General features: G+C 58.0%; 20 protein-coding genes. 13 read left to right on the top strand and 7 right to left on the bottom strand.

Annotated elements, in window-relative coordinates:
* Positions 1 to 150: 150 nt before the first annotated feature.
* The 3 genes from LB462_RS09465 to htpX all read right to left on the bottom strand — a co-directional run bounded on the left by LB462_RS09465 (position 151) and on the right by htpX (position 4,287).
* Positions 151 to 1,860, bottom strand: coding sequence for a heparinase II/III family protein (locus LB462_RS09465; protein ID WP_224507281.1), 1,710 nt, complete (start codon positions 1,858 to 1,860; stop codon positions 151 to 153).
* Between the two features lie 61 nt (positions 1,861 to 1,921).
* Positions 1,922 to 3,319, bottom strand: coding sequence for an RsmB/NOP family class I SAM-dependent RNA methyltransferase (locus LB462_RS09460; RefSeq protein ID WP_224507280.1), 1,398 nt, complete (start codon positions 3,317 to 3,319; stop codon positions 1,922 to 1,924).
* Complete coding sequence (htpX, locus tag LB462_RS09455; protein ID WP_224507278.1) at positions 3,316 to 4,287, bottom strand: zinc metalloprotease HtpX; 972 nt, start codon at positions 4,285 to 4,287, stop codon at positions 3,316 to 3,318. The genes LB462_RS09460 and htpX overlap by 4 nt, the downstream gene beginning before the upstream one ends.
* A gap of 95 nt (positions 4,288 to 4,382) precedes the next feature.
* Between htpX and LB462_RS09450 the strand changes: the two genes are divergently transcribed.
* Positions 4,383 to 4,634 (top strand): DUF1674 domain-containing protein, encoded by a 252-nt coding sequence (locus LB462_RS09450; RefSeq protein WP_224507277.1) that lies wholly within the window; start codon positions 4,383 to 4,385, stop codon positions 4,632 to 4,634.
* Positions 4,635 to 4,732: 98 nt separating this feature from the next.
* Here LB462_RS09450 and LB462_RS09445 read toward each other — a convergent pair whose 3' ends face one another.
* The gene (locus LB462_RS09445) at positions 4,733 to 6,127 is read right to left on the bottom strand and encodes an MATE family efflux transporter (RefSeq protein ID WP_224507275.1); all 1,395 of its coding nucleotides are present in this window, start codon (positions 6,125 to 6,127) and stop codon (positions 4,733 to 4,735) included.
* A 189-nt stretch (positions 6,128 to 6,316) separates the two neighbouring features.
* On the opposite strand from LB462_RS09445, the gene LB462_RS09440 reads away from it, so the two are divergent.
* The 3 genes from LB462_RS09440 (at position 6,317) to LB462_RS09430 (ending at position 8,523) form a co-directional block, all read left to right on the top strand.
* Positions 6,317 to 6,622, top strand: a complete 306-nt coding sequence (locus tag LB462_RS09440; protein WP_224507706.1) for a type II toxin-antitoxin system RelE/ParE family toxin — start codon at positions 6,317 to 6,319, stop codon at positions 6,620 to 6,622.
* Positions 6,615 to 6,902, top strand: a complete 288-nt coding sequence (locus tag LB462_RS09435; RefSeq protein ID WP_106712621.1) for an addiction module antidote protein — start codon at positions 6,615 to 6,617, stop codon at positions 6,900 to 6,902. The genes LB462_RS09440 and LB462_RS09435 overlap by 8 nt, the downstream gene beginning before the upstream one ends.
* A gap of 355 nt (positions 6,903 to 7,257) precedes the next feature.
* Positions 7,258 to 8,523: an SAM-dependent methyltransferase gene (locus LB462_RS09430; protein ID WP_224507273.1), complete on the top strand. Its 1,266-nt coding sequence runs from the start codon at positions 7,258 to 7,260 to the stop codon at positions 8,521 to 8,523.
* Between the two features lie 147 nt (positions 8,524 to 8,670).
* On the opposite strand, the gene acs is transcribed toward LB462_RS09430, so the two are convergent.
* Positions 8,671 to 10,623: an acetate--CoA ligase gene (gene acs, locus LB462_RS09425; protein ID WP_224507271.1), complete on the bottom strand. Its 1,953-nt coding sequence runs from the start codon at positions 10,621 to 10,623 to the stop codon at positions 8,671 to 8,673.
* 293 nt (positions 10,624 to 10,916) lie between these two features.
* On the opposite strand from acs, the gene LB462_RS09420 reads away from it, so the two are divergent.
* The gene (locus LB462_RS09420; RefSeq protein WP_224507269.1) at positions 10,917 to 11,453 is read left to right on the top strand and encodes a YcbK family protein; all 537 of its coding nucleotides are present in this window, start codon (positions 10,917 to 10,919) and stop codon (positions 11,451 to 11,453) included.
* A 3-nt stretch (positions 11,454 to 11,456) separates the two neighbouring features.
* Here the strand turns inward: LB462_RS09420 and LB462_RS09415 are convergent, their stop codons facing one another.
* Positions 11,457 to 12,119, bottom strand: coding sequence for a YggS family pyridoxal phosphate-dependent enzyme (locus LB462_RS09415; RefSeq protein WP_224507267.1), 663 nt, complete (start codon positions 12,117 to 12,119; stop codon positions 11,457 to 11,459).
* Between the two features lie 283 nt (positions 12,120 to 12,402).
* Between LB462_RS09415 and leuS the strand changes: the two genes are divergently transcribed.
* The 7 genes from leuS to LB462_RS09380 all read left to right on the top strand — a co-directional run bounded on the left by leuS (position 12,403) and on the right by LB462_RS09380 (position 20,640).
* A complete protein-coding gene (gene leuS / locus LB462_RS09410) occupies positions 12,403 to 15,021 on the top strand; it encodes a leucine--tRNA ligase (protein WP_224507265.1) in 2,619 nt (872 codons plus the stop codon).
* A gap of 85 nt (positions 15,022 to 15,106) precedes the next feature.
* The gene (gene lptE / locus LB462_RS09405) at positions 15,107 to 15,586 is read left to right on the top strand and encodes an LPS assembly lipoprotein LptE (protein WP_224507263.1); all 480 of its coding nucleotides are present in this window, start codon (positions 15,107 to 15,109) and stop codon (positions 15,584 to 15,586) included.
* A 23-nt stretch (positions 15,587 to 15,609) separates the two neighbouring features.
* Positions 15,610 to 16,743, top strand: coding sequence for an AAA family ATPase (locus LB462_RS09400; protein ID WP_224507259.1), 1,134 nt, complete (start codon positions 15,610 to 15,612; stop codon positions 16,741 to 16,743).
* 176 nt (positions 16,744 to 16,919) lie between these two features.
* The gene (locus tag LB462_RS09395) at positions 16,920 to 17,876 is read left to right on the top strand and encodes an aliphatic sulfonate ABC transporter substrate-binding protein (RefSeq protein WP_224507257.1); all 957 of its coding nucleotides are present in this window, start codon (positions 16,920 to 16,922) and stop codon (positions 17,874 to 17,876) included.
* Between the two features lie 20 nt (positions 17,877 to 17,896).
* Positions 17,897 to 19,060 (top strand): FMNH2-dependent alkanesulfonate monooxygenase, encoded by a 1,164-nt coding sequence (gene ssuD / locus LB462_RS09390; protein WP_224507254.1) that lies wholly within the window; start codon positions 17,897 to 17,899, stop codon positions 19,058 to 19,060.
* Positions 19,057 to 19,836, top strand: coding sequence for an ABC transporter permease subunit (locus tag LB462_RS09385; protein ID WP_112532172.1), 780 nt, complete (start codon positions 19,057 to 19,059; stop codon positions 19,834 to 19,836). Before ssuD ends, LB462_RS09385 begins: the two co-directional genes overlap by 4 nt.
* Positions 19,837 to 19,845: 9 nt before the next feature.
* Entirely contained in the window at positions 19,846 to 20,640 is a 795-nt protein-coding gene (locus LB462_RS09380) for an ATP-binding cassette domain-containing protein (protein WP_224507252.1), read from the top strand.
* Positions 20,641 to 20,694: 54 nt separating this feature from the next.
* Here LB462_RS09380 and fsa read toward each other — a convergent pair whose 3' ends face one another.
* Positions 20,695 to 21,348: a fructose-6-phosphate aldolase gene (fsa, locus tag LB462_RS09375; protein ID WP_112532174.1), complete on the bottom strand. Its 654-nt coding sequence runs from the start codon at positions 21,346 to 21,348 to the stop codon at positions 20,695 to 20,697.
* Positions 21,349 to 21,468: 120 nt separating this feature from the next.
* Between fsa and LB462_RS09370 the strand changes: the two genes are divergently transcribed.
* The gene (locus LB462_RS09370) at positions 21,469 to 23,652 is read left to right on the top strand and encodes a primosomal protein N' (RefSeq protein WP_224507250.1); all 2,184 of its coding nucleotides are present in this window, start codon (positions 21,469 to 21,471) and stop codon (positions 23,650 to 23,652) included.
* The last annotated feature ends 126 nt before the right edge of the window (positions 23,653 to 23,778 follow it).

The raw sequence follows: 23,778 nt of genomic DNA, 5'->3' as shown, positions 1-23,778 counted from the left end.
AATGTGACGATGACAGAGGTGCAAGCTCGCCGAGCGAGCGCAACGTTGCAACTCTATACAAGCCATAAGGCCGGATGTCGCCCCCGAAGCTTAGACACAGATTGGTGATCGGGCGGGTTTTTTCAACCAAGGAGAGACAATGGGAGAATGTTATCCATAGACCCCGAGGGTCGTACGGGTGAACTGCCATTCGACTTCCGGGCGCTGGGCCGCGTTGACCGAAAGCGTGATCTGGTGGGTTTTGACCGGCCCCCGGAACCCGGCGAAGAACAGCGAATCCTCGACAAAGGGCTGGACCGTCGCCGAAAACATCCAGATGTCATCATTCTCCGCTTGCAGGATGATCAGGCCATGCTCATCGACTGTGATGTTGACTGATGGGTGCAGATGGAAACGGATGACAACGTCCTCGGCACCCGTGTCGCGGAGTGGATTACGCCCGGAAGCAAAGAAACTGTCTATGCCTTCGATGACGCTGCCATTGTGCGAAAGGACAATCTGGCGTTCATGATAGATGCCAAAGGGCCGGACATAACCATTGTGATTGGCGACGAATCCGACTGCGCCTTCGCGTTCGATCCGTTCAATATTGACCTTCGTCGGACCAGCGATAATCGGCGTACCGATCATCGTCGACAGTCCCGACGTGGAGCTGAACCGGCAGGAGGACGTGTCGTTGATCGTGGCTGTCGAATGGGCGGCGGTGGAACGCGCCAAGGGGCGAAATTCCGGCGGGCCGTAGCGATCGACGCCGGCATTGACGATATAACGATTGCGACCGGAGGACATCTCGAAGGAAAGGCAGCCGGCATGGGCATCCCGGGAGGCGGTCACAGGCGGTGCGAGACCCGTATCGGCGATGATCGTTGTGGAATCCATAGATAGCCGTTCATAGCCTGAATGCGGGGCGTGGGTGAGCGGCAGCCCGCCAATATCATCGTGGCGCAGCACCGCGATTACCCGTTCCGGCATGGTCGCGCCGACGCCGTTGAACAAAGCAAGACTGCCGTCGTGATGACGAAAGAATCGTAGCGCGGGCAGCATGCGTTCGATGGCTTCGATCAATGCCTTGGGGGGCGCTTCCTGGCCACTGGCATAGGTCTGGCGCAAGGGCAGAAGATCGGCGAGCAGTTCAAGGATCGTCAGCGGGTTGCGCGAGATGTGGCCGCCATCCGGCAGGATTTGCCGCACGAGCTCGAACTCAAGGTTGCGCCGGGCCGACCGGCTCGTACTGGAAGTTACGGGCAGGGCCAATACAGCGAGCGCGAGAGCAATGCGCGCGCGCAGCTTCTCCTCGCCATCATCCATGACGGCGGCCATGGTTCGCAAATAACGCACCTGCATGGCGAGCGAGCGCATGAACTGGCGGTACGAGCGAAGATCCGTGCCGGCGAGGATGAGGCTCGAATGCTGCAGCCAAGCGATAATGCGCTGTGCAGTGACTTCGGGCAGCCAGGCGGGTCCTGAAATCGACCGGCCGTGGGTGGTGATCCAGTCGCCGAGCAGCGCCCGTGCGTTGGCGGTGGCAAGATCTGTGCCCGCGGCGCGCAGATGGCGTAGCCAGCCAAAATTGTGCAGGGCCGCCTGCCACGCGGCATTGGGTGGTTCAATCAGGAACGGCGAGCGCCCGCCCGTCTCGACGACCCTGCCGGCAAGGGCGAAACGGCCGTGGTAGAACTCTTCCGCCAGTTGCGGATCTGCGGGGCGAAGATCCTGCGGGGCAATGAGAACGCGTTCGGGCGTAAAACCGGTGAACCGCCAGCGATACAGGGGGCCCATTCGCACACGCCTGCGGAAACGGCGCCAAAGTTGCGCAGTTGCCAGTCCCCACAATTGCGGTGTTTCGCTCAGCGCGACCATATTATTATTGCTTCGAATCGCCTCGACAAACGCCGACTATGGAGCACAAACCGTTAAAACTTTAGTATTTCCGTTTGAAACGGGCTGCGAAGAAGCCGTCCATGCCGGAAAGCGCGGGATTTTCATGGGCAAGATCGGCCGGTGTGGAGCGGACAAAGCCTTCCGCGGTGATGAGTTCAGCGAGGCCGCCAACTTCATCCTTGGTTACCGGTACGAGCTCTATGCCCGGGTTCTTTGCAAGCAAATCATTGGCAACTTTCTCGCCTTCGAGTGGATCGAGCGAGCAGTTGGAAAAGACCACAATACCGCCGGGGCGGACGATGGTGACGGCATGGTCGAGGAGTTTTGCCTGAAGCTGCGCCAGCTTCACAATGTCTTCAGGCGTCTTGGTCCAGGGCACGTCCGGGTGCCGCCGTACCGTGCCCGTTGAAGAACACGGCGCGTCGAGCAGGATCGCATCGAATAGCTGGGCTGGTTGATAGGCCGAAAGATTGGCCTCGACCGTCTCGGCGGAAAGCTTGAGACGTTCGAGATTGGAGCGCAGACGCTTGAGGCGATTGGCCGAAAGGTCGAGTGCGGTGACATTGGCGCCCGCCAGTGCAAGCTGTGCAGTCTTGCCGCCCGGCGCAGCGCAGAGATCGGCGACGCGCTTGCCCTCGATGTCTCCGAAAAGCTTCGCTGGCAGGCTTGCGGCGGTGTCCTGCACCCACCATTCGCCTTCCGCAAACCCCGGAAGCGACGTCAATGCGCCTTCGACTGTGGCAAGACGTACGGAACCCGTTGGCAATGCGATGCCGCCAAGCTTTTCCGCCCACATCTGCGGATCGCCTTTCACTGTCAGGTCGATCGGCGGTTCCTTGCTCTGGATGTCGAGAATGGCTTTGGTCTTGTCCTTGCCATAAGCGGCAATGAGGCTGTTCTCGAACCACGCAGGAACATTGCTGGCCTGCGGATAGACCTCGCTCTTGAACGTTTCCTTTTCGCGCGACAGCCGGCGAAGGACAGCATTGACCATCGAGGCGAAACGGCGATTGCGCGGATCATTATTGGCGGCGGTGACCGCAAGGTCGACGGCGGCCCTGTCGGGCAGGTCGAGATAGAGGATCTGCGCAGCCGCTACTGCCAGAAGATGGCGCAGCGCAACGGCGTTTTCCGGCAATGGCCGGTCGATCAACTGGCCGATGGCGGCTTCGATGGTGCCGCGATTGCGCAGTGCGGCGCCGAGGATGGCGCGGACCAGCGAGCGATCGCGGTCGTCGAGCGCCATATATTGCGGATGGCCGTTGCTGTTGTCAGTCAGACCATCAAGCGAGGTGTGCTTCTCGATGACGGCGCCAAGCAGGCGCGTCGCCACTTGACGCGCTGCGAGACCGGGACGGTCTTCCGCATCGATGTAATCTGCCGGTTTTTTGCCTAGAGGCCGTTTGGCTGGTCGTCTGGTGCCGGGTTCCGCGCTCATGCCCAAGGGCCTTTACGGCCGCCGCCATCGCGGCCCCACGGGGACGGTCGGTCATCCAACTGTTCGTCGTCGATCGGCGCCTGTGGTGCGCGGGCGGGCCGAGAGGCGGCGGGCGCCTGGCTGAACTCGTTCGCCATCGCCTCAAGCGCGGCGATGCGGTTTTCCGTGCTCGGATGGGTGGAGAACAGATTGTCGGCGCCTTGGCCGCTCAACGGATTGATGATGAAAAGCGGAGCGGAGGCGGGGTTGCGTTCGGCATCCTCGTTGACGATCTGCTTTGCGCCGCGGGCAATCTTGTCAAGCGCCGATGCCAGCCACAGCGGATTGCCGCAGATCTGTGCACCGCGCCGGTCGGCGGCATATTCGCGGGTGCGGCTGATCGCCATCTGCACGATCATGGCGGCAAATGGCGCAACGATCATGGCGATGAGCACGCCGATGAAGCCGAGCGGATTATGGTTTTCACGGCTGCCACCGCCGAAAAACATCGCGAAGTTGCCGAGCATGGAAATGGCGCCGGCAAGGGTGGCAGTTACGGTCATGGTCAGTGTGTCGCGGTGTTCAACATGGGCAAGTTCATGCGCCATGACGGCTGCAACTTCCTGGGGTGAAAGGCGCTGCAGCAGGCCCGTACTGGCGGCCACGGCGGCATTTTGCGGATTACGCCCCGTCGCGAAGGCATTGGGCTGATCGTTCTGTATCAGATAGACCTTCGGCATGGGAAGATTGGCATTTGCGGCCAGATCGCGAACGATGGCGTAGTATTCCGGTGCGTTCGCCTCATCGACCTCAACCGCGTGGTGCATGTTCAGCACCATCTTGTCGGAATTCCAGTAGCTGAACAGATTCATGCCCGCGGCAATGACCAGGGCGATCATCATGCCGCCGGTTCCGCCAATGAGAAAACCGACGCCCATGAACAGGGCGGTCATAAAGGCAAGCAGCATTCCGGTGCGCATCACATTCATGGCAGCAGTCCTCCCGTATTGGACAAATCGATCAAGTTCATTCCTTTTACTGGTCGTCTTCCGCTATATGATGGTGTTTTATACAGCAAGCTTCAATGACGAGTATCAGCGTTATGAACGACGACCATACGACAACGACGCCGCATGCGGATAATGACGACAGCCGGCCGCGTCCGACGTTCGAGCAACTGCCGCCAGCCGCGCAGCGGGCGCTGAAAGAGGCGGAAGCACGCCGCAAGGCCGAGAAGGAAAAGGCCGATCAGCCGCGCGAAATAGGCGGGCGGGGCGGCAAGGATCCTGCCCGCTTCGGGGATTGGGAAATCAAAGGCCGCACGATCGACTTCTAGAGCATTTCCGTTTTTCTTCGAATCACGGAGTTGCTCCAGCTCTTTGTTTTTACGCAATTCCGGACGGAAAACCGGTTCCCACTTTTCCTGGAATTGCTCTAGCGGATAATCTCGATGCCAAGTTTTTCGCGACGTAGCCAGCGGCTGATCAGCAAAAGAGCGGCCGTTGCGAGACCGCACAACAGCCCAAGCCAGATGCCTGCGCCTTCCAAGCCGAGCCAGAAGCCGAGGCCGACAGACAATGGCAGGCCGACACCCCAATAGGCGATAGCTGCATAGATCATCGGTATGGTGGTATCGTGCAGGCCGCGCAACATGCCGCTCGCGACGGCCTGACCGCCATCGAATATCTGGAACAACGCGGCGAAGGCCAGAAATGTAACGGCGAGCGAAATCACCTTGGCGTTGGCAGGGTCGTTGACGTCGATGAAAGCGCTTATCAAAGCGTGGGGTGCCAGTAGCATCAGCATTGCGGTGAGGACCATGAAGCCGGTGCCCGCCGTGAACGCAACCCAGCCGGCGCGCTTGATGCCTTCAGGATCCTGCGCGCCGTAGGCCCGCCCAACGCGCACCGTTGCCGCCTGACCAAAACCCATCGGCACCATGAAGGCGATCGAGGCGATCTGGATGGCGATGGCATGCGCGGCGAGCGAATCAGCCCCTATCAGTCCCATCAGGAAGGCAGCGGCATTGAAGATCGTTACTTCGAAGCTGAGGATCGCAGCAATTGGCAGGCCAAGGCGCAATAGTTCGCGATAGCGTGGCCAGTCCGCACGCCAGAAGCGTCCGAACAGGCGATAGCGACGGAATTGCTTGTCTAAAGAAATGACAATGACGAAGCCGGCAAACATCAAGGCAGAAGATAACGACGTCGCGATGCCGGACCCGACAATGCCGAGCCTCGGAAAGCCAAGATGACCGAAGATCAGCAGCCAGTTCGCCAGCGCATTGAAGGCGACGGCAAAAAGAGCGATGACAAGCGCCCAGCCGGGGCGTTCCAGAGCAGCGATGAAAGAACGCACCACGATATAGCAATAGAAGGGCAGCACCGCCCATTGCAGCGCACGCACATAATTGCCAGCCTCGGCAGCGAGCGCATGATCCTGCCCCATGGCGATGAGGATCGTTTTGGTATTCCACAATATGAGCCAGATCGGAATCGAAATGGTGACTGCGATCCACAGCCCCTGACGTACCGTGCGGCGTATTTCGCGGACGGTGAATTTGTTGCGTCCGAGTTCGCGCGCCATCATCGGCGAGGTTGCGGTCATCAGGCCGAGGCCGAAAATCATCGGAACATAATAGAGATTAGTGCCGAGCGCGCCGGCCGCCAGCGTACTTGCTCCGACCCAGCCCATCATCATGACATCGGTCGCTGTCATTGCGGTCTGCGCAAGATTGGTGAGAATCATCGGCCAGCTCAGCGAGAGCATCGCAACGATTTCATCACGCCATGCACGCTTTGGCGCGTTTTGGACTATAGCAGCCGACATTGTTCAAAACTTTCAGAGGGATCTTGCCTTGGCATTAGGCAGAATGCACCGTTTTCAGGCAAATCTTGGTATCATCAATTTTGCAAAGAGCAAAGAGTTACCACATGCAATCTGGCGTTGGTGTTGTCTGCGGCGGTTTGGCGATACGATCCGAGGTTATTGACATTTTGTGATTTAAAAAATACATATATGGTCCAGCTTGAACAAACTGAAACATTTCGAAAATGGCGAACGGAACTCAAAGACCAGCGAGCGCGAGCTTTGATCGCTTCGCGGTTAGATCGCCTTGCTTTCGGGCACGCAGGCGATGTGCAACCCGTAGGGCACGGTATCAGTGAACTGCGAATTCACTATGGTCCTGGATATCGCATCTATTTTCAGAGGCGTGGAGATGTGATCGTGGTTCTTCTCTGCGGTGGTGACAAAAGCACGCAGGCAAAGGACATCCGCATGGCGAAACATTTGGCTGACGCTTGGAGGAGTTGGAATGGTTGAAAAATTGATTCCGTATGATCCCGCCGAGGATTTGACAACCGACGAGGCGATAGAAGTCTTTCTGGCAGATGCCTTCGAGACCGGAGACGCGCGATACATCGCGAGGGCACTCGGAGTTGTGGCGCGCGCCAAGGGCATGACGAAGATAGCGCGGGAAACGGGTTTGGCACGCGAACAGCTGTACCGCTCCTTGAGCGAAAACGGCAACCCGACGTTGGAGACGACAATCGCCGTATTGAAGGCGATCGGCTTCCAGATCAGCGGCAAGCGCGCGGCATAAACGGAAAGGGCCACCCCGAAGGGTGGCCCCGCAATTCCGTCTGGCACAAAGCTGTCGTTTGGCCTTCTTCCCTGGACTCAGCCAAGGCGCTTATTCAACGGAGAGACGATCCCCGATGGAAAGCATCAGACGCCTTGTGGCAGTTTTCGAAATCACGAGACATCGGATCACCTCCTTTACATTCGTTGAACACAAAACAAGAATGGGGTGTCTTTGCCCGCGTTTCAAGAGAAAAATTTGTCGAGACTTTCTGATGGCTTGCAAATAGCGGTTTGCGGCCATAAGCCAAGAAAATGTTTTTCACGAAGCACACCCGGTGCCCAATCAGCGCCAGCGCGGTGTTTAGGGGTACAGGATGGCAGCTGAAGATAGAGCGGCGCGGATTATCCGCACGGTAATCGATGTACTAGAGCCGCAATTTGCCGTCGAATTATGGGATGGCACCAGAATTGGCGAAACCGATGGCCCAATTCTTGCGATCAACGATCCCATGGTTGTGCGCCAGCTTGCCCTGAAACCCAATATCGGCTCGATCGTCGAATTATGGGTTTCCGGACAAATCGATGTGAAGAATGGCACGCTGTTCGATCTCGTCGAGCGCGGTCCCAAGGGAAAATTCAAGCAGAAGCTGAAGAGCCTGCCGAAATGGCAATTGCTAAAAGATGTGCCTTCGCTGCTGCTTGGCCGCGGCAAGGCCAGCAATTCCGGTCTGGGCGGCAAGGACCCCTTTGTCAGCGGCTCCAACAAGGAAGCCATCACCCATCATTACGATGTGTCGAACGCTTTCTATCAGCTCTTTCTCGATGAGCGCATGGTCTACACCTGCGCCTATTTCACCGATTGGGCCAATACGATCGACCAAGCGCAGGCGGACAAACTGGAGCTGATCTGCCGCAAGCTGCGGTTGCAACCCGGCGACCGGCTTTTGGACATCGGTTGCGGCTGGGGCGCGATGTTGATCTATGCGGCGAAGCATTATGGCGTGATCGGGACGGGTGTTTCACTGTCCGAGGCGCAGACGGCGCTGGCGCGGGAGCGGATCAAGGCCGAAGGCCTCGAAGACAAGATCACCATCCACGTCAAATCCTACGAACACCTCGAAGGTCAGTTCGACAAGATCTCGTCAATCGGCATGTTCGAGGCGGTAGGCATAGCGCACTACGATACCTATTACTCCAGCGTGCGCCGCCTGCTGCGGCCGGGCGGGCTTTACCTACATCATGCGATCACGCGGCGCATGAAACGCAACAAGAAGACCTTCGGGCGCAAGAGCGCCGAGCACCTGGCGCTGGTAAAGTATATTTTCCCGGGCGGCGAGCTGGATCACCTCGGCATGACGGTGGAAAATCTCGAAGGCCACGGTTTTGAGGTGCATGATGTCGAGAATCTCCGCGAACATTACGGCAAGACCTGCCGGATGTGGGCGGACCGGCTGCACGCCCGGTTTGACCAAGCGATTGCCGAAGTCGGCGCGCCCAAGGCACGGCTTTGGCTGCTCTATCTGACCGGTTGCGCGCTGGCCTTCGAGCGGGGAACCGTGCAGATCAATCAGACGCTGGCATCCAAGCGCAAGCGGGGGTTGTCGGCGGTGCCGCAGACACGGGCGGATTTGTATCGATAAATCCACCCTGATGGCCATCTGATGCAGTTTTTCTGCGTTCCGGTGCTCATGGACAAAAAGGTCCACTCCGCTCCGGTTCTCGAAAAACCACACCAGCTGACTCGTCAGGCTGAATTTCCAGGTAGTGCTTTATGAAAGAAGGAAAGATCAGCCCTTCTTGTTTTGCCTGTTGGCGATCAGATCGTCGACGACAGCTGGATCGGCAAGCGTCGATGTATCGCCGAGCGCACCGAAGTCGTCCTCGGCGATCTTGCGCAGGATGCGGCGCATGATCTTGCCCGAGCGGGTCTTGGGCAGACCGGGCGCGAACTGTATCTTGTCGGGCGAAGCAATCGGTCCGATTTCCTTGCGCACATGTGCAACGAGATCCTTGCGCAGCGCATCAGTGCCCTCAAGGCCGGCCATCAGCGTGACATAGCAATAAATGCCTTGGCCCTTCAGGTCGTGCGGGTAACCGACGACGGCGGCTTCCGAAACTGTATCGTGCGAGACAAGGGCGGATTCCACTTCTGCCGTGCCCATGCGATGACCCGAGACATTGAGCACGTCATCGACGCGTCCGGTGATCCAGTAGTAGCCGTCCTTGTCGCGGCGGCAGCCATCGCCGGTAAAGTACTTGCCTTTGTAGGTGGAAAAATAGGTCTCGATGAAACGCTTGTGATCGCCATAGACGGTACGCATCTGGCCGGGCCATGAATCGGTGATGCACAGATTGCCGTCGGCAGCACCTTCAAGCACATTGCCTTCATTGTCGACGAGCTCCGGCTGAACTCCAAAGAACGGCCGCGTTGCCGAACCCGGCTTCAGCGCCGTTGCGCCGGGTAGCGGCGTGATCAGTATGCCGCCGGTTTCCGTCTGCCACCAGGTATCGACAATGGGCGAGCGTTTTTCGCCCACCACCTGATAATACCATTCCCAGGCTTCCGGATTGATCGGCTCGCCAACGGAGCCAAGGATGCGCAGCGACTTGCGCGATGTCTTCGTGACGGGGTCGTTACCGGCGCTCATCAGCGCGCGAATGGCGGTCGGGGCGGTGTAGAAGATGTTGACCTTGTGCTTGTCGATGACTTCCCAGAAGCGCGAAACCGACGGATAGTTGGGGACGCCCTCGAACATCAGCGTGGTCGCGCCATTGGCGAGCGGTCCATAAACGATATAGGAGTGGCCGGTGACCCAGCCGACATCGGCCGTGCACCAGTAGATATCGCCATCATGGTAATCGAAGACGTATTGATGCGTCATCGCCGCATACACCAGATAGCCGCCGGTGGTGTGAAGAACACCCTTCGGCTTTCCTGTTGAACCCGACGTATAGAGGATGAACAGCGGATCTTCCGCCTTCATCCTCTCCGGCTTGCACTCGGGCTTCACGCTCTGCGTTTCCTCGTGGTACCAGAGATCCCGGCCCGGCGCCCAGCCTGTCTTGCCGCCGGTGCGGCGCACAACCAGCACGTTCTTTACCCTGACGTGATGCCTGGCAGCGATATCGATCGCCTTGTCGGTGTTATCCTTGAGCGGGATAGGCTTGCCACCCCGCATACCTTCATCCGAGGTGATGACGAAGGTGGATTCGCAGTCGACGATGCGGCCCGCCAGCGCGTCCGGAGAGAAGCCGCCGAAAACCACGGAATGAATGGCGCCGATGCGTGTGCAGGCGAGCATCGCATAGGTGGCTTCGGGGATCATCGGCATATAGATGGTGACGCGGTCGCCTTTCTTGACCCCGTGCTTCTTCAACACGTTGGCGAGACGGCATACCTGCTCATAAAGCTCATTATAGGTGATCTTCTTGTCGAGATAGGGATTGTCGCCTTCCCAGATAATGGCAACCTGATCGCCGCGCTTTTTCAAATGGCGATCGATGCAGTTGTAGGAGACGTTGGTGACGCCATCCTCGAACCATTTGATCGCGACCTTTCCCTGGAACGAGGTGTTTTTCACCTTGGTAAAAGGTTTGAACCAATCGATGCGCTTTCCGTGCTTGGCCCAGAACTTCTCCGGATCCTTGATGCTCTGCTTGTACCAGTTCTGATAGGTATCATCGTCGATGAGCGCGCTTTTCTTCGCGCTTGCCAGCACGGGATAAACCTTCTCGGACATCAATTTCCTCCAGAACCTGAGATGACGGGCCTCCACCCGCGAACCCCTCGAGCGAGGGGTGAAGTGCCTTCCATAGCATCATGCAAATCATGGCGTAAATATCTCAAATGGCTGATCGTAGAGGTGTTGTGCCGCCGTCTACAACCGGGCGTTGTAATATACCGTTACATTTTGTCATGGAACGCGGTCCATTTTGAACACATTTCGGCTTGATCGGTCGCTGCCTTGACTTGGGAGGACAAATGAGGCGCGCCCTATAATCATAAAATCTGCGCCACACCAAGGATCGAAGAATGATAATTCAACCCTTGCGCAGTGTTGTGTTCCGCGCGAAATTCACGATGCTTTTTCTGATGGTGCTCGCACTGGCAATCCCCGCGGATGCCGGAACGTTGCCTGAACCGTCAAACCCTCAAGAGCGAATTGGCGCTCATCTATTCGGTGATGAGCACGCGCATCTGTTGAAAGATTCCGTCTTCGACAAGATAAGCCCTCTGGTGCTCGCCGCCATGCCTCGCGGCAAGGCCTATATCGATTACAAGGCTCCGTCGAAGTGTGTCCCGGAACGTTTAAGGAATGTGCTCAACCGCGTATCGGCCAAATATGGCCCGATAACTGTCAACTCCACCGTTCGTTCGCGATCACGCAATCGCAGTGTTGGCGGACGTGATCAGTCCTATCACCTCAGCTGTCAGGCGGTGGATTTCCGCGTGCATGGCGGCGCGTCCGGATTGATCAATTTTCTTTCTTCCGCGAAAGATGTGGGTGGGATGAAGCGCTACCCGGCGGGTTATTATCACATCGATACCGGGCCGCGCCGCAGCTGGTAGGACCTAGCGAGCGCCGAAAATCGCCGAGCCGACGCGCACCGACGTCGCACCGAAACCTATGGCAATCCGGTAATCGGCCGACATGCCCATGGAAAGCCTCTCCACGCCGGCATCGGCCGCAATCTTGCGCAAAAGGGCAAAATGTGGCCCAGGGTTCTCATCGGCTGGCGGGATACACATCAGGCCCTCAATTATGAGGCCATGCATGTCGCGGCAGCGCGTTATGAAGGCCAATGCTTCCTTGGGTTCGATGCCGGCCTTCTGCGGTTCGGAGCCGGTATTGACTTGAACGAAGAGCTTCGGAAAGCGGTTCTGCTTCTTCATTTCCACGGCCAGAGTTGCGGCGATCTTCTCACGATCAACAGTTTCGATCACATCAAAAAGAGCGACAGCTTCCTGCGTTTTGTTGGACTGCAGCGGGCCGATCAGGTGCAATTCGATATCCGGAAAATCGGTACGCAGGTATGGCCATTTCGCCAGAGCTTCCTGTACGCGATTTTCACCGAAAACGCGCTGCCCGGCTTCGATAACCGGGCGAATCGCCTCGCCATCAAAAGTCTTGGAAACCGCTACCAATGTCACCGAACCTTCTGAACGGTTGGCCTCGGCTTCGGCCTTGCGAATTTCGCTTTGAACGGCAAAAAGTTGTTCAACGGCATTGGGCATGGCGCAGTTGAGTCCTATTTATGATACACGAGCCCGGTTTTCGCGGGTTCCTTCAGCTTCAAATGGTTGACGGTCCCACCAATACGTGGTGAAGGTCCCGCAACACTAGGGTGTGTCGAGATTCACGCCATGGTGGCCTGCAAATGGTACTTTTCTGCGCTTCCGGTACTCATGAACCAAAAGTTCACTCCGTTCCGGTTCTCGAAAATTACCATTTTCGGCTCACCCTGACTTGAACTTCGACGCACCCTAATCCAGTATCCTTTGCAAGAGAATCCCGTTCATGGCAACCGAACGATACAATCCCCGTGTAGCCGAAAAGCATTGGCAGAAGGTTTGGGACGACGCCAAACTTTTCGAAACGCCGAATGACGATCCGCGTGACCCGTACTACGTGCTCGAGATGTTCCCCTATCCTTCGGGCCGCATTCACATGGGCCATGTGCGCAATTATGCCATGGGCGATGTCGTTGCACGCTACAAGCGAGCCAAGGGATTCAACGTACTGCACCCGATGGGATGGGACGCATTCGGCATGCCGGCGGAAAACGCTGCGATGCAGAACAAGGTTCACCCGAAGACCTGGACCTATCAGAACATCGAAACCATGCGCAGCCAGCTCAAATCCATGGGGCTGTCACTCGACTGGTCGCGCGAGTTCGCAACCTGCGATGTCGAATATTATCATCGCCAGCAGATGCTGTTCCTCGACTTCGTCGAAAAGGGGCTGGTGACGCGCAAATCCTCCAAGGTCAACTGGGATCCGGAGGACATGACCGTTCTTGCCAATGAACAGGTGATCGATGGCCGCGGCTGGCGCTCCGGCGCGCTGGTCGAACAGCGTGAGCTAACGCAATGGTTCTTCAAGATCACCGATTTCAATGAGGAATTGCTGAGCGCGCTGGACGATCTCGACCAATGGCCTGATAAGGTGCGGCTGATGCAGCGCAACTGGATCGGCAAGTCCGAAGGCATGCTGATCCGCTGGGCGCTGGATGATAAGTCGCACGCCGGCGGCGAGAACGAGATCGAGGTTTATACGACACGTCCGGATACGCTGTTCGGTGCGTCGTTTATCGCGATCGCGGCAGACCATCCGTTGGCGAAGAAGGCCGCGGAAACCAATGCAGCGCTGGCGAAGTTCAACGAGGAATGCCGCCAGGCCGGCACGTCCGTTGTTGCGCTGGAGACGGCTGAGAAGAAGGGCTTCGACACCGGTCTGCGCGTCGAGCATCCGTTCGATCCGAACTGGAAGCTGCCGGTTTACGTCGCAAATTTTGTCTTGATGGACTACGGCACGGGCGCGATCTTCGGCTGCCCGTCGGGCGATCAGCGCGATTTGGACTTTGCCAACAAATATGGCTTGCCCGTAGTCCCTGTGGTCATGCCGAAGGACGCGGATGCGGCGACGTTCCAGATCACTGAAACGGCCTATGTCGATGACGGGGTGATGATCAATTCGCAGTTCCTCGATGGCATGACACCTGCCGCGGCATTCGAGCAGGTGGCGAACCAGCTGGAAAAGCAGACGATCGGCAATCGGCCGCAAGGTGAACGGAAGGTCAACTTCCGTCTGCGCGACTGGGGCATTTCGCGCCAACGCTATTGGGGCTGCCCGATCCCGATGATCCATTGTGACGATTGCGGTGTCGTTCCTGTGCCGAAGGCCGATCTGCCAGTCAAGCTGCCGGACGATGTCGAATTCGACCGCCCCGGCAATCCACTTGACCGTCACCCGACCTGGCGACACGTGAACTGTCCGCAGTGCGGCAAGGCTGCGCGTCGTGAAACCGACACGATGGACACTTTCGTCGATTCGTCCTGGTACTTTGCGCGATTCACGGCGCCTTGGGAGAATGAACCCACCGATCCGAAGATCGCCAATCACTGGCTGCCAGTGGATCAATATATCGGTGGCATCGAGCATGCGATCCTGCATCTGCTCTATTCGCGGTTTTTCACGCGGGCAATGAAGGTCGCGGGCCATCTGGATATCAGCGAGCCGTTCAAGGGCCTGTTTACCCAAGGCATGGTCGTGCACGAGACCTACAAGGGCAAGGACGGCTGGGTTATGCCAGCGGAGGTCAAGGTCGAAGAGAGTGACGGCAAGCGCCGTGCGATCCTGATCGAGACCGGAGAAGAGATCGAGATCGGTTCGATCGAGAAGATGTCGAAGTCCAAAAAGAATGTGGTCGATCCGGACGATATCATCGCTTCTTATGGTGCCGATACAGCGCGCTGGTTCATGCTGTCGGATTCGCCGCCCGAGCGCGATGTGATCTGGACGGAGGCAGGCGCCGAAGGCGCGCACCGCTTCGTGCAGCGCGTGTGGCGATTAATCTCGGAGGCAGCGGGAGTATTGCAGGCTGTCGAGCCTGCATCCGCTCTCGAAGGTGAAGCGCTGCAAATTTCCAAGGCCGCACACCGGACAGTCAAGCTGGTCGGCGAGGATATCGAAAAGCTCGCCTTCAACAAAGCGGTCGCCCGGCTGTACGAACTGGTGAATGTGCTTTCAGGACCTCTGCAGAAAATCACCGCCGGGGAAGCGGACATGGTGATGATCGCCGCGTGCCGCGAAGCGACCAATATGCTGTTGGCGATGGTTGGACCGATGATGCCGCATCTGGCTGAAGAATGCTGGAAAGCGCTGAACGGCAAGGATCTTATCGCACATCAGCCATGGCCAACCTATGACGAGGCACTGATCGTCGAGAACGATGTGACGTTGCCGGTGCAGATCAACGGCAAGAAGCGTGGTGATTTGACAATTGCCAGAGATGCGGATCAATTGGCGGTCGAAAAAGCTGCCCTCGCGCTTGATTTCGTCAGGGCCGCGTTGAATGGTAATCCGCCAAAGAAAGTCATTATTGTACCGCAGAGGATCATCAATGTCGTTGCCTGATCGTTTTCAACCGGGATCGCGTTCCGGGCGTCTGTTGTTATCGGTCTGCGTTCTTGGAATGGCCCTCATTGCCGGAGGATGCCAAGTGAGGCCGCTGTATTCGACACCGAGCCCTACGGTGACTGGAAGCGTTAACGACAATATACGCTCGAAGCTCGCCAACATCTCGATCAACCAGCCCGGCGACCGCGTGACGCAGGAAGTGCGCAACAATTTGATTTTCCTGTTTGCCGGCGGAGCAGGACAACCGGCCAGTCCCGCCTATTCGCTGACGCTGAGTGTCGCTTCAAGGGATTTGTCGTTGTTGCTCGTGCAGAATGCAACGAATGACAAATCCGGCCAGCCGACGGCTGGTTCGATTCGCATGACCGGCGCCTATACCTTGACGCGCCTCTCTGACGGGAAGGTTGTTGGTAGCGGAACACGCATAGTCACTGCGGACTACGACGCGCCAAGGCAGCGTTATGCCGTACTCAGAGCACAGCGCGACGCGAACAATCGTGCGGCGCGGGAGCTCGCCGAGTCGCTCAATCTCACTGTCGCCCAGGATCTATCCAAAATTTAGATACAAACGTCGGGGTGTAGATAATGCGCCTGACTTCGCTTTCGGCGACTGGCTACCGGTCGTTGCGTTCGATACGGCTCGATATCGGTCCGCTCGCACTGTTTGTCGGCGAGAACGGCGTCGGCAAATCCAATCTCTATCGGGCAATGCAACTGGTCAAGGCTTCGGCGGAAGGGACGCTTTCTTACGAGATTGCGCGCGAAGGTGGTATGCAGTCCGCCCTGTGGACCGGGAGACGCAGAACCGGTCCGGTACGTATAGCTTTCAACGCTTCGTTTGAAGATGAAGGAACGACTACTCGGGGGGATTATACCGTCGAGATCGGTTTGCGTCCGCCCGCAGCCGCGGGTTTTGCCTTCGAGCCGCAGATTAAGGAAGAGACTCTAACGATCGACAGCGGTAGAAGGCCGGTCGATATGATGGGTCGCAAGGGGCCGGCGGTGTTTGCAAGGGATGATTCTGGCCGGCGCGTCGAGCATCCAGTCAAGCTTCTCGATTCCGAAACGGGGTTGGCGATCCTTGGTAGCTCGGGGCGGTACCCCGAGATCGGCGATCTGCGCGCCACGCTGCTTGGTTGGCGTTTCTATCACGGCTTTCGCACCGACCGTGATTCGCCCGTTCGACGGCCGACATTGGCAATCACTGCACCAATGCTGGACGAAGACGGGGGCAATCTTGCTGCTGTCTTTGCGACGCTGGTGCATATCCGCGAAGATACGGTTGATCTCGACCGTTGCATCGCCGAAGCGCTGGGGGGTGCCACCCTCGATGTGCCGGTTCCGGGAGAGACTGCAACTTTCGGTCTGCGCCTTCCCGAATTTCCACAGCGCCTGTTTCGTCCGGAAGAGCTGTCGGACGGCCAGATACGGTTTCTGGCACTCGCGGGTGCGCTTCTTTCTTATCGGCTGCCGCGGCTGATTGCGCTGAATGAGCCGGAGACCAGTCTGCATCCGTCGATGCTGCCGGCTCTTGCCGACATGATCAGCCAGGCGGCGGAGCGCACGCAGTTGTGGATCGTGACCCATTCGCGCGCGCTGGCGGACGAAATTTCTGCTCGGACCGGTATGCGTGCCATGACCGTAGTCCGCCAGGACGGCGCAACATCCATTGAGGGATTGAGGCTAGACGGCCATTTCGGTGATGACGATTTATTATGATAATGCTCTCGCCTTTGCGCGCTCTCACGAACTTGCCAGAAAACTAATCCTTTCGCGCCAGACTCTACGAAATTTCTTTTCTCTATTAGATTGGTCGAGTTAACTAGCATTGGATCAATTCCCGGTCGGGCGGGAAGGCTTTTTTGTCAATAAAGCCCGCATCCAAAGAGGGACCAATGTCCAGATTGACACGCAGAGCATTTGGTGCGGCCCTTTTGGCTGCGGCTGTTTTTGGCACCACATTCGCCCAGGCCGCTGAGCCTCTAAAAGAGCTGAAAATCGGGTATCAGAAAACAGGTCTGCCTGTAATCGCCCGCCAGCAGCAGGTGATCGAAAAAGCACTTGAACCGCAGGGTATTGCGGTTAAATGGGTCGAGTTCACCGCAGGTCCGCCACTCGTTGAAGCGCTGAATGTCGGCAGCATCGATGTCGGTTGGGTCGGCGATGCGCCGCCGATTTTCGGACAATCCGCAGGTTCCGCGATTGCCTATGCCGCTGCTCTTGCGCCCAATGGCAAGGGCGAGGCCATCATCGTCAAGCCCGGCTCGTCCATCCAGTCGCTTGCCGACCTCAAGGGCAAGAAAGTAGGTGTTGGCAAAGGGACAAGCGCGCACAATCTTCTCATCGCAGCATTGGCGAAAGCCAAATTGGGCTACGATGAGATCACGCCGGTTTTCCTGAGTCCGGCCGATGCCGCTGCGGCGTTTGCCAGCGATAAAATCGATGCCTGGGCAATCTGGGATCCGTTCTTCGCTATTGCCGAGACGCGCTACAATCCGCGCATTCTCGTCCGCACCAGCGACGTTCTCAACGTCAACACCTATCTCATTGCCAATCGCGATTTTGCCAAGGCACATCCAGAAGTTGTGACGGAGACAATCGGCGCGCTGAAGGTCGCGGCTGATTGGGCCAACGCCAACAAGGACAAGGTGGCCGAAGCGCTGCATGAAGTGACCGGTGTGCCTCTCGACGCGCAGACCCTCGCGGCGAACCGCTCTGTTTTCAGCGTCGAACCGATTACACCGGCAATTATCGCGCATCAGCAGGAAACCGCAGACCGTTTCTTCAAGCTGAAGCTCATCCCCAATGCCATCAAGATTTCCGATGCCGTATGGACGGCACCAACCAACTGACTATGGACCGGAGTCGCGATATGACGCAGCCAGTAAATAACACCCCGCTCGATTTCTTCTGGTTCATCCCGACGCACGGCGATGGCAGCTATCTTGGTTCGGAACGGCAGCAGCGGCCGCCGGAACATGATTACCTCCGCGAGATTGCGCAAGCGGTCGATCGGCTGGGCTTCCCGGGTGTGTTACTTCCAACGGGACAAAGCTGCGAAGATTCCTGGATCACCGCAGCAGGGCTCGCCGCGCATACGGAGCGGTTGAAGTTTCTGGTGGCACTGCGCCCGGGTGTGACGTCGCCGGTTTTTGCTGCGCGGCAGACGGCAGCACTTGACCGCCTGAGCAATGGGCGCCTGCTGCTGAACGTGGTCGTTGGCGGCAATCCCAAGGAACTTGCTGGCGACGGCGTCTTCCTGCCGCATGACCAGCGCTATGAACAAGCCGCGGAATTCCTGAAGATCTGGCGCGATCTTGTCTCCGGCAAAACGGTCGACTTTGACGGCAAACATTATCGGGTAGAAGGGGGTAGGCTTGACCTCCTGCCGGTACAGGAACGCGCACCGCTCTATTTCGGCGGTTCATCCGATGCGGGACAAGACCTTGCGGCGGAACAGGTCGACATGTACCTGACGTGGGGCGAGCCAGTGGAGCAGGTAGCCGAAAAGATCGAGCGTGCACGTGCAAAGGCGGCTCGCAAAGGCCGCAAGCTGCGCTTTGGCATTCGCCTGCATTTCATCGTTCGCGAAACTGAAGATGAAGCCTGGGCCGCAGCGGACAGGCTGATAAGCAGGATCACCGATGAGCAAATCGAAGTCGCGCAGGCGCGGTTCCTGAAGGAAATGGATTCTGTCGGGCAGCGCCGGATGGCGGAACTGCATGGCGGACGCCGCGACAAACTCGTTGTCGGTCCCAACCTTTGGGCGGGCGTTGGCCTCGTACGTGGCGGTGCAGGCACAGCACTTGTCGGATCGCCGCAAAGCATCGCAACGCGGATTCGCGAATATCAGGCGGTTGGCATCGATACGGTGATCGGTTCGGGCTATCCGCATCTGGAAGAAGCCTACCGTGTTGCGGAACTTCTGTTTCCAGAACTTGGTCTTGGCGGAAATGCGCGTGCCCCGCGCCGGTCAATCGAGAACGAGTTTGGCGTTGGCTTTTATGGCGACAAACGCCTGCAGGCCTCCTCATGAGCCGGGCGCTCCGTTCTATCGGGCGCAGCGCGCTGGGCTGGCTTCTGCCAGCCTTGCTGCTTGCCGGATGGGAGGGCGCGTCGCGAGCCGGGCTTATACCGGCCAACGTCTTGCCAGCACCGTCCGCTGTCGGAGAGGCGTTCTGGAAATTGCTCCTGTCCGGTGAACTCATCGAGAATATCCGCATTTCGACATTGCGCGCGCTCAGCGGCTTCCTCGTCGGCGGTAGCATCGGTTTCGCGCTTGGCCTTGCCAATGGACTATCGGCGCTCAGCCGCGAACTGACCGACACGACGCTGCAGATGATCCGTAACATTCCACATCTGGCGCTGATCCCGCTGGTTATCCTGTGGTTCGGGATAGACGAGGAAGCGAAGCTGTTTCTCGTTGCGCTCGGCGTGTTCTTTCCAATCTACGTCAATACTCTGCTTGGCATTCAGGGTGTCGATCCGCAGCTGGTGGAGATGGGCCGCATCTATGGCATGTCACGCACACAGCTGTTCGTGCGTGTGATCCTGCCGGGTGCGCTGCCGTCGATCTTTGTCGGATTGCGCTATGCGCTCGGTATCATGTGGCTGACATTGATCGTCGCCGAAACGATTTCCGCGTCCTCGGGTCTTGGTTACATGGCGATGCAGGCACGCGAATTCCTGCTGATCGACGTCGTTGTTCTATCGATTTTGATCTATGCGCTGCTTGGCAAGCTGGCAGATTCGCTGGCGCGGTTTCTCGAGCGGATATCACTGCAATGGCACCCTGCCTTCCAGACTGTTTGAGGAACCAAGATGACCGCAGCGACCATAACAGCCCGCAAATCCTACTCCACGACGACGCCCGCCTATAAGCCGGCACCGCAAGGCAAGGTCTCGTTCTCGTTTCGCAATGTTGCCAAGCAGTTTGGCGGCAAGGCCGTGCTGCAAGGCATCAACCTTGATGTCTACGAGGGACAATTCGTTGCGGTCATCGGAAAGAGCGGCTGCGGCAAGAGTACCTTGTTGCGATTGCTCGCCGGGCTCGACAAGCCGACATCGGGCGAGATCGTTGCAGGCGTTCTGGAAGATGATCAGAAACGTACCCGTATCATGTTTCAGGAGCCGCGACTCTTGCCTTGGGCGCGGGTCGCCGCCAATGTCGGTGTAGGGCTGACCGGTATCGAAAAGGGCGAGACTGCGCGCAAGGAAAGTCTCGAGATTCTGGCCGAAGTCGGACTGGCGGATCGTGGCGGCGAGTGGCCGTCCGTGCTTTCAGGAGGGCAGCGGCAGCGCGTTGCTCTTGCACGGGCTCTGGTTGGCCACCCATCCATATTGGCGTTGGACGAACCTCTCGGCGCATTGGATGCGCTGACGCGGATCGAGATGCAACAACTGCTGGAACGAATTTGGCTGGCGAAGAAATTCACCGCGGTTCTGGTGACGCATGATGTAGCCGAGGCCGTTTCACTAGCCGACCGGGTCGTCGTCATCGATAGCGGACGCATTGCGCTCGACCTGGCGATCCCGGTAGAACGCCCGCGCCGTCATGCTTCGCCCGAACTGGCGTTTTTTGAACGGCAGATATTGGATCAATTGTATAATCGATAAGAAACACCCGCCGACGATGTCAGCGGGTGTTGAATTCAGATAGTAATACTCAGATCAGGCGATCTTCTGGCCGGTCTTTGCCCAGTCAGCGAGGAAAGTCTCGAGACCCTTGTCGGTCAGCGGATGCTTGACGAGCGCCTTCAACGTTGCCGGCGGTGCGGTTACGACGTCTGCACCGATCAGTGCGGCTTCCTTGACATGGTTGACGGTACGGATCGAGGCCGCAAGGATTTCCGTTGGATAGTCGTAATTGTCGTAGATCGTGCGAATTTCCGAAATCAGCTCGAGGCCGTTGATACCGATGTCGTCGATGCGGCCGATGAACGGCGAGATGAATGTTGCACCGGCCTTCGCGGCCAGCAGCGCCTGATTGGCGGAGAAGCAAAGTGTGACATTGACGAGATGTCCGTCGGAGCGAAGCGCCTTGCAGGCCCTGAGGCCGTCGAGAGTAAGCGGTACCTTGATGCAGATATTGTCGGCGATCTTGGCAAGCACGGCCGCCTCTTTCATCATCTGCTCATATTCGACCGCTGTCACTTCGGCCGAAACCGGTCCCTTGACGATGCTACAGATTTCCTTGGTGACCTCGAAGATGCTGCCGCCGGATTTGAGAATCAACGAAGGGTTGGTTGTCACGCCATCGAGTAATCCAAGATCGTTGAGTTCACGGATTTCCTTTACATCGGCGGTATCGGCAAAGAATTTCATCGGAGCAGTCCTTCCTGATATGACAAAGCGTCCAGTGACCTGGCCTATTATCGGAGATGGGCTATATCCCATCGAAAGTGGCTTTTCTTTATCGCAAAGCCGCGTCAAGGTCACGCCCATATGAGCCAGGATTCGTTCATCCCGCAAAAAATTGTTCCCGTGCTTGTGCCTATGCCGGCCGAGCGACCCTATAGCTATGCCGTGCCGGATGGCATGGACGTGCAGGCCGGTTCAATCGTTCGGGTGCCACTAGGACCGCGCGAGGTCGCGGGCATTGTTACGGAAGGCTCGACAGACTCGATTGATGCCAAAAAGCTGCGGCCGATTTCAGAACTCTTTGACTGTCCTCCGGTCGATGATGGCATGATGCGGTTCATGCGCTGGGCTGCTGATTATACGATATCGCCGCCTGGTATGGTGGCGCGGATGGTGCTTCGGGTGCCTGCTGCGTTCGATCCGGAGCCGCCTGTCCCAGGTCTGCGGTTCTCCGGTCGCGAGCCTGACAGGATGACGGGCGCCCGTGCCCGCGTGTTGGAACTTGCGGAAGACGGAATGGCATGGACCCGAACCGGACTTGCTCATGCCGCTGGCGTGTCGGCGAGTGTCATCGACGGTCTCTTTACTCAGGGCGTGTTCGAACAGGTGATGATCCCGGCGCGGCCAATCGTAGCTGCTCCCGATCCGGATTATGCGAAAGCGGCGTTGTCTCCCGATCAAACGCAAGCTGCCGGTCAATTGGTCGAAGCGGTATCCGCGAGCGGTTTTTCGGTATCCTTGCTCGACGGCGTCACAGGTTCGGGCAAGACCGAAGTCTATTTCGAGGCGGTGGCCAAGGCTATCGAAGAAGGCAAACAGGTGTTGATCCTGTTGCCGGAGATTGCACTGACACAGCAATTTCTCGATCGGTTCCACGACCGTTTCGGTTCGAAACCTGCGGAGTGGCATTCCGACCTCGCGCCCAGATCGCGTGAGCGGGTGTGGCGGCAAGTGATGGAGGGTCAGGTCAGAGTTGTCGCGGGCGCGCGCTCGGCTTTGTTCCTGCCGTTCAAGGATCTGGGATTGATCATTGTCGATGAAGAGCATGATCCGGCCTACAAGCAGGAAGATCGCGTTTTTTACAATGCGCGCGACATGGCCGTGGTGCGCGGGCATATCGGCAATTTTCCAGTGGTCCTGGCTTCGGCAACGCCATCGATCGAAAGCCAGGTGAATGCGAGCCAAGGTCGCTATACACGCATTCGCCTGCCGGGCCGCTATGCGGAAGCCGCGATGCCCGATCTCAAATCGATCGACATGCGCAAATCACCGCCGCGACCGGGTGGTTTTCTTTCCCCGGCGCTGGTCGAGGCCATCAACCAGACCTTGCAGCGCAAGGAGCAATCGCTGCTGTTCCTCAATCGGCGCGGCTATGCACCACTGACTTTATGCCGGGTATGCGGCCATCGGTTCCAATGCCCGGATTGTTCAAGCTGGCTTGTGGAGCATCGTTTTCGTGGTCAGCTCGTCTGTCATCAATGCGGGCACCGCGAGGCCAGGCCCGAGGCTTGTCCATCCTGTGGTACGCTTGACCACCTGGTCGCTTGCGGCCCGGGTGTCGAGCGCATCGCAGAGGAAGCCGAGAAGACATTTCCCGATGCGCGCATCATCGTCCTGTCATCCGATCTCATGGGTGTGAAGCGTCTGAGGCTTGAACTCGATGCAATTGCGCGTGGAGAGGCGGATATCATCATCGGCACGCAGCTCGTCGCCAAAGGGCATAACTTCCCCAACATGACCCTCGTCGGGGTCGTCGATGCGGATCTCGGGCTTGCCAATGGCGATCCGCGCGCGGCCGAGCGTACGTTTCAGTTGTTGAACCAGGTGACAGGGCGGGCGGGACGCACTGGCAAAAAGAGCCTCGGACTGTTGCAGACCTATCAACCGGACCATCCCGTCATGCGTGCGATTGTTTCCGGTGATGCGCAAGCCTTTTACGAGCGCGAGATAGAGGAGCGAGAACGTTCCGGGCTCCCGCCATTCGGCCGCCTTGCAGCATTGATTATCTCGGCAGCAACACGGCCAGAGGCGGAAAATCATGCCCGGGCTTTACGCCGTGCAGCGCCCGCCTCGCCGCAGATCAGCGTGCTCGGTCCGGCGGAGGCCCCACTCGCGCTTGTTCGGGGGCGCCACCGCTTTCGGCTCCTGATCCATGGCACCCGCAAGGCGGATATTCAGGGCTTTATCCGCGCCATGCTGGCGGCAGGACCAAAAGAACGGGGATCGGTGCGCGTGCAGGTTGATATTGATCCGCAAAGCTTCTTATAAAACTCGCCACGGCGGGCTGCAAATGGCGCTTTTCTGTGCTCCGGTGCTCACGTACCGAAAAGTACGCTCCGCTCCGGTGCTCGAAAATTACCATTTTCGCCACCCCATGACGAGTTTTGGGTCGGC

Source organism: Phyllobacterium chamaecytisi (genome assembly GCF_020164455.1).
GTDB classification, from domain to species: Bacteria; Pseudomonadota; Alphaproteobacteria; order Rhizobiales; family Rhizobiaceae; genus Phyllobacterium; species Phyllobacterium chamaecytisi.
This window is presented reverse-complemented; position numbering and strand designations above follow the sequence as displayed.

Bases quoted from the DNA above. Each gene is read 5' to 3' on its own strand.
- leuS (WP_224507265.1), top strand. From the start codon at position 12,403: ATGGCAACCGAACGATACAATCCCCGTGTAGCCGAAAAGCATTGGCAG.
- fsa (WP_112532174.1), bottom strand. From the start codon at position 21,348: ATGAAATTCTTTGCCGATACCGCCGATGTAAAGGAAATCCGTGAACTC.
- LB462_RS09440 (WP_224507706.1), top strand. From the start codon at position 6,317: ATGGTCCAGCTTGAACAAACTGAAACATTTCGAAAATGGCGAACGGAA.
- LB462_RS09385 (WP_112532172.1), top strand. From the start codon at position 19,057: ATGAGCCGGGCGCTCCGTTCTATCGGGCGCAGCGCGCTGGGCTGGCTT.
- LB462_RS09395 (WP_224507257.1), top strand. From the start codon at position 16,920: ATGTCCAGATTGACACGCAGAGCATTTGGTGCGGCCCTTTTGGCTGCG.
- acs (WP_224507271.1), bottom strand. From the start codon at position 10,623: ATGTCCGAGAAGGTTTATCCCGTGCTGGCAAGCGCGAAGAAAAGCGCG.
- LB462_RS09400 (WP_224507259.1), top strand. From the start codon at position 15,610: ATGCGCCTGACTTCGCTTTCGGCGACTGGCTACCGGTCGTTGCGTTCG.
- LB462_RS09380 (WP_224507252.1), top strand. From the start codon at position 19,846: ATGACCGCAGCGACCATAACAGCCCGCAAATCCTACTCCACGACGACG.
- LB462_RS09370 (WP_224507250.1), top strand. From the start codon at position 21,469: ATGAGCCAGGATTCGTTCATCCCGCAAAAAATTGTTCCCGTGCTTGTG.
- LB462_RS09415 (WP_224507267.1), bottom strand. From the start codon at position 12,119: ATGCCCAATGCCGTTGAACAACTTTTTGCCGTTCAAAGCGAAATTCGC.
- LB462_RS09430 (WP_224507273.1), top strand. From the start codon at position 7,258: ATGGCAGCTGAAGATAGAGCGGCGCGGATTATCCGCACGGTAATCGAT.
- htpX (WP_224507278.1), bottom strand. From the start codon at position 4,287: ATGAATGTGATGCGCACCGGAATGCTGCTTGCCTTTATGACCGCCCTG.
- LB462_RS09460 (WP_224507280.1), bottom strand. From the start codon at position 3,319: ATGAGCGCGGAACCCGGCACCAGACGACCAGCCAAACGGCCTCTAGGC.
- ssuD (WP_224507254.1), top strand. From the start codon at position 17,897: ATGACGCAGCCAGTAAATAACACCCCGCTCGATTTCTTCTGGTTCATC.
- LB462_RS09465 (WP_224507281.1), bottom strand. From the start codon at position 1,860: ATGGTCGCGCTGAGCGAAACACCGCAATTGTGGGGACTGGCAACTGCG.
- LB462_RS09450 (WP_224507277.1), top strand. From the start codon at position 4,383: ATGACGAGTATCAGCGTTATGAACGACGACCATACGACAACGACGCCG.
- LB462_RS09420 (WP_224507269.1), top strand. From the start codon at position 10,917: ATGATAATTCAACCCTTGCGCAGTGTTGTGTTCCGCGCGAAATTCACG.
- LB462_RS09445 (WP_224507275.1), bottom strand. From the start codon at position 6,127: ATGTCGGCTGCTATAGTCCAAAACGCGCCAAAGCGTGCATGGCGTGAT.
- LB462_RS09435 (WP_106712621.1), top strand. From the start codon at position 6,615: ATGGTTGAAAAATTGATTCCGTATGATCCCGCCGAGGATTTGACAACC.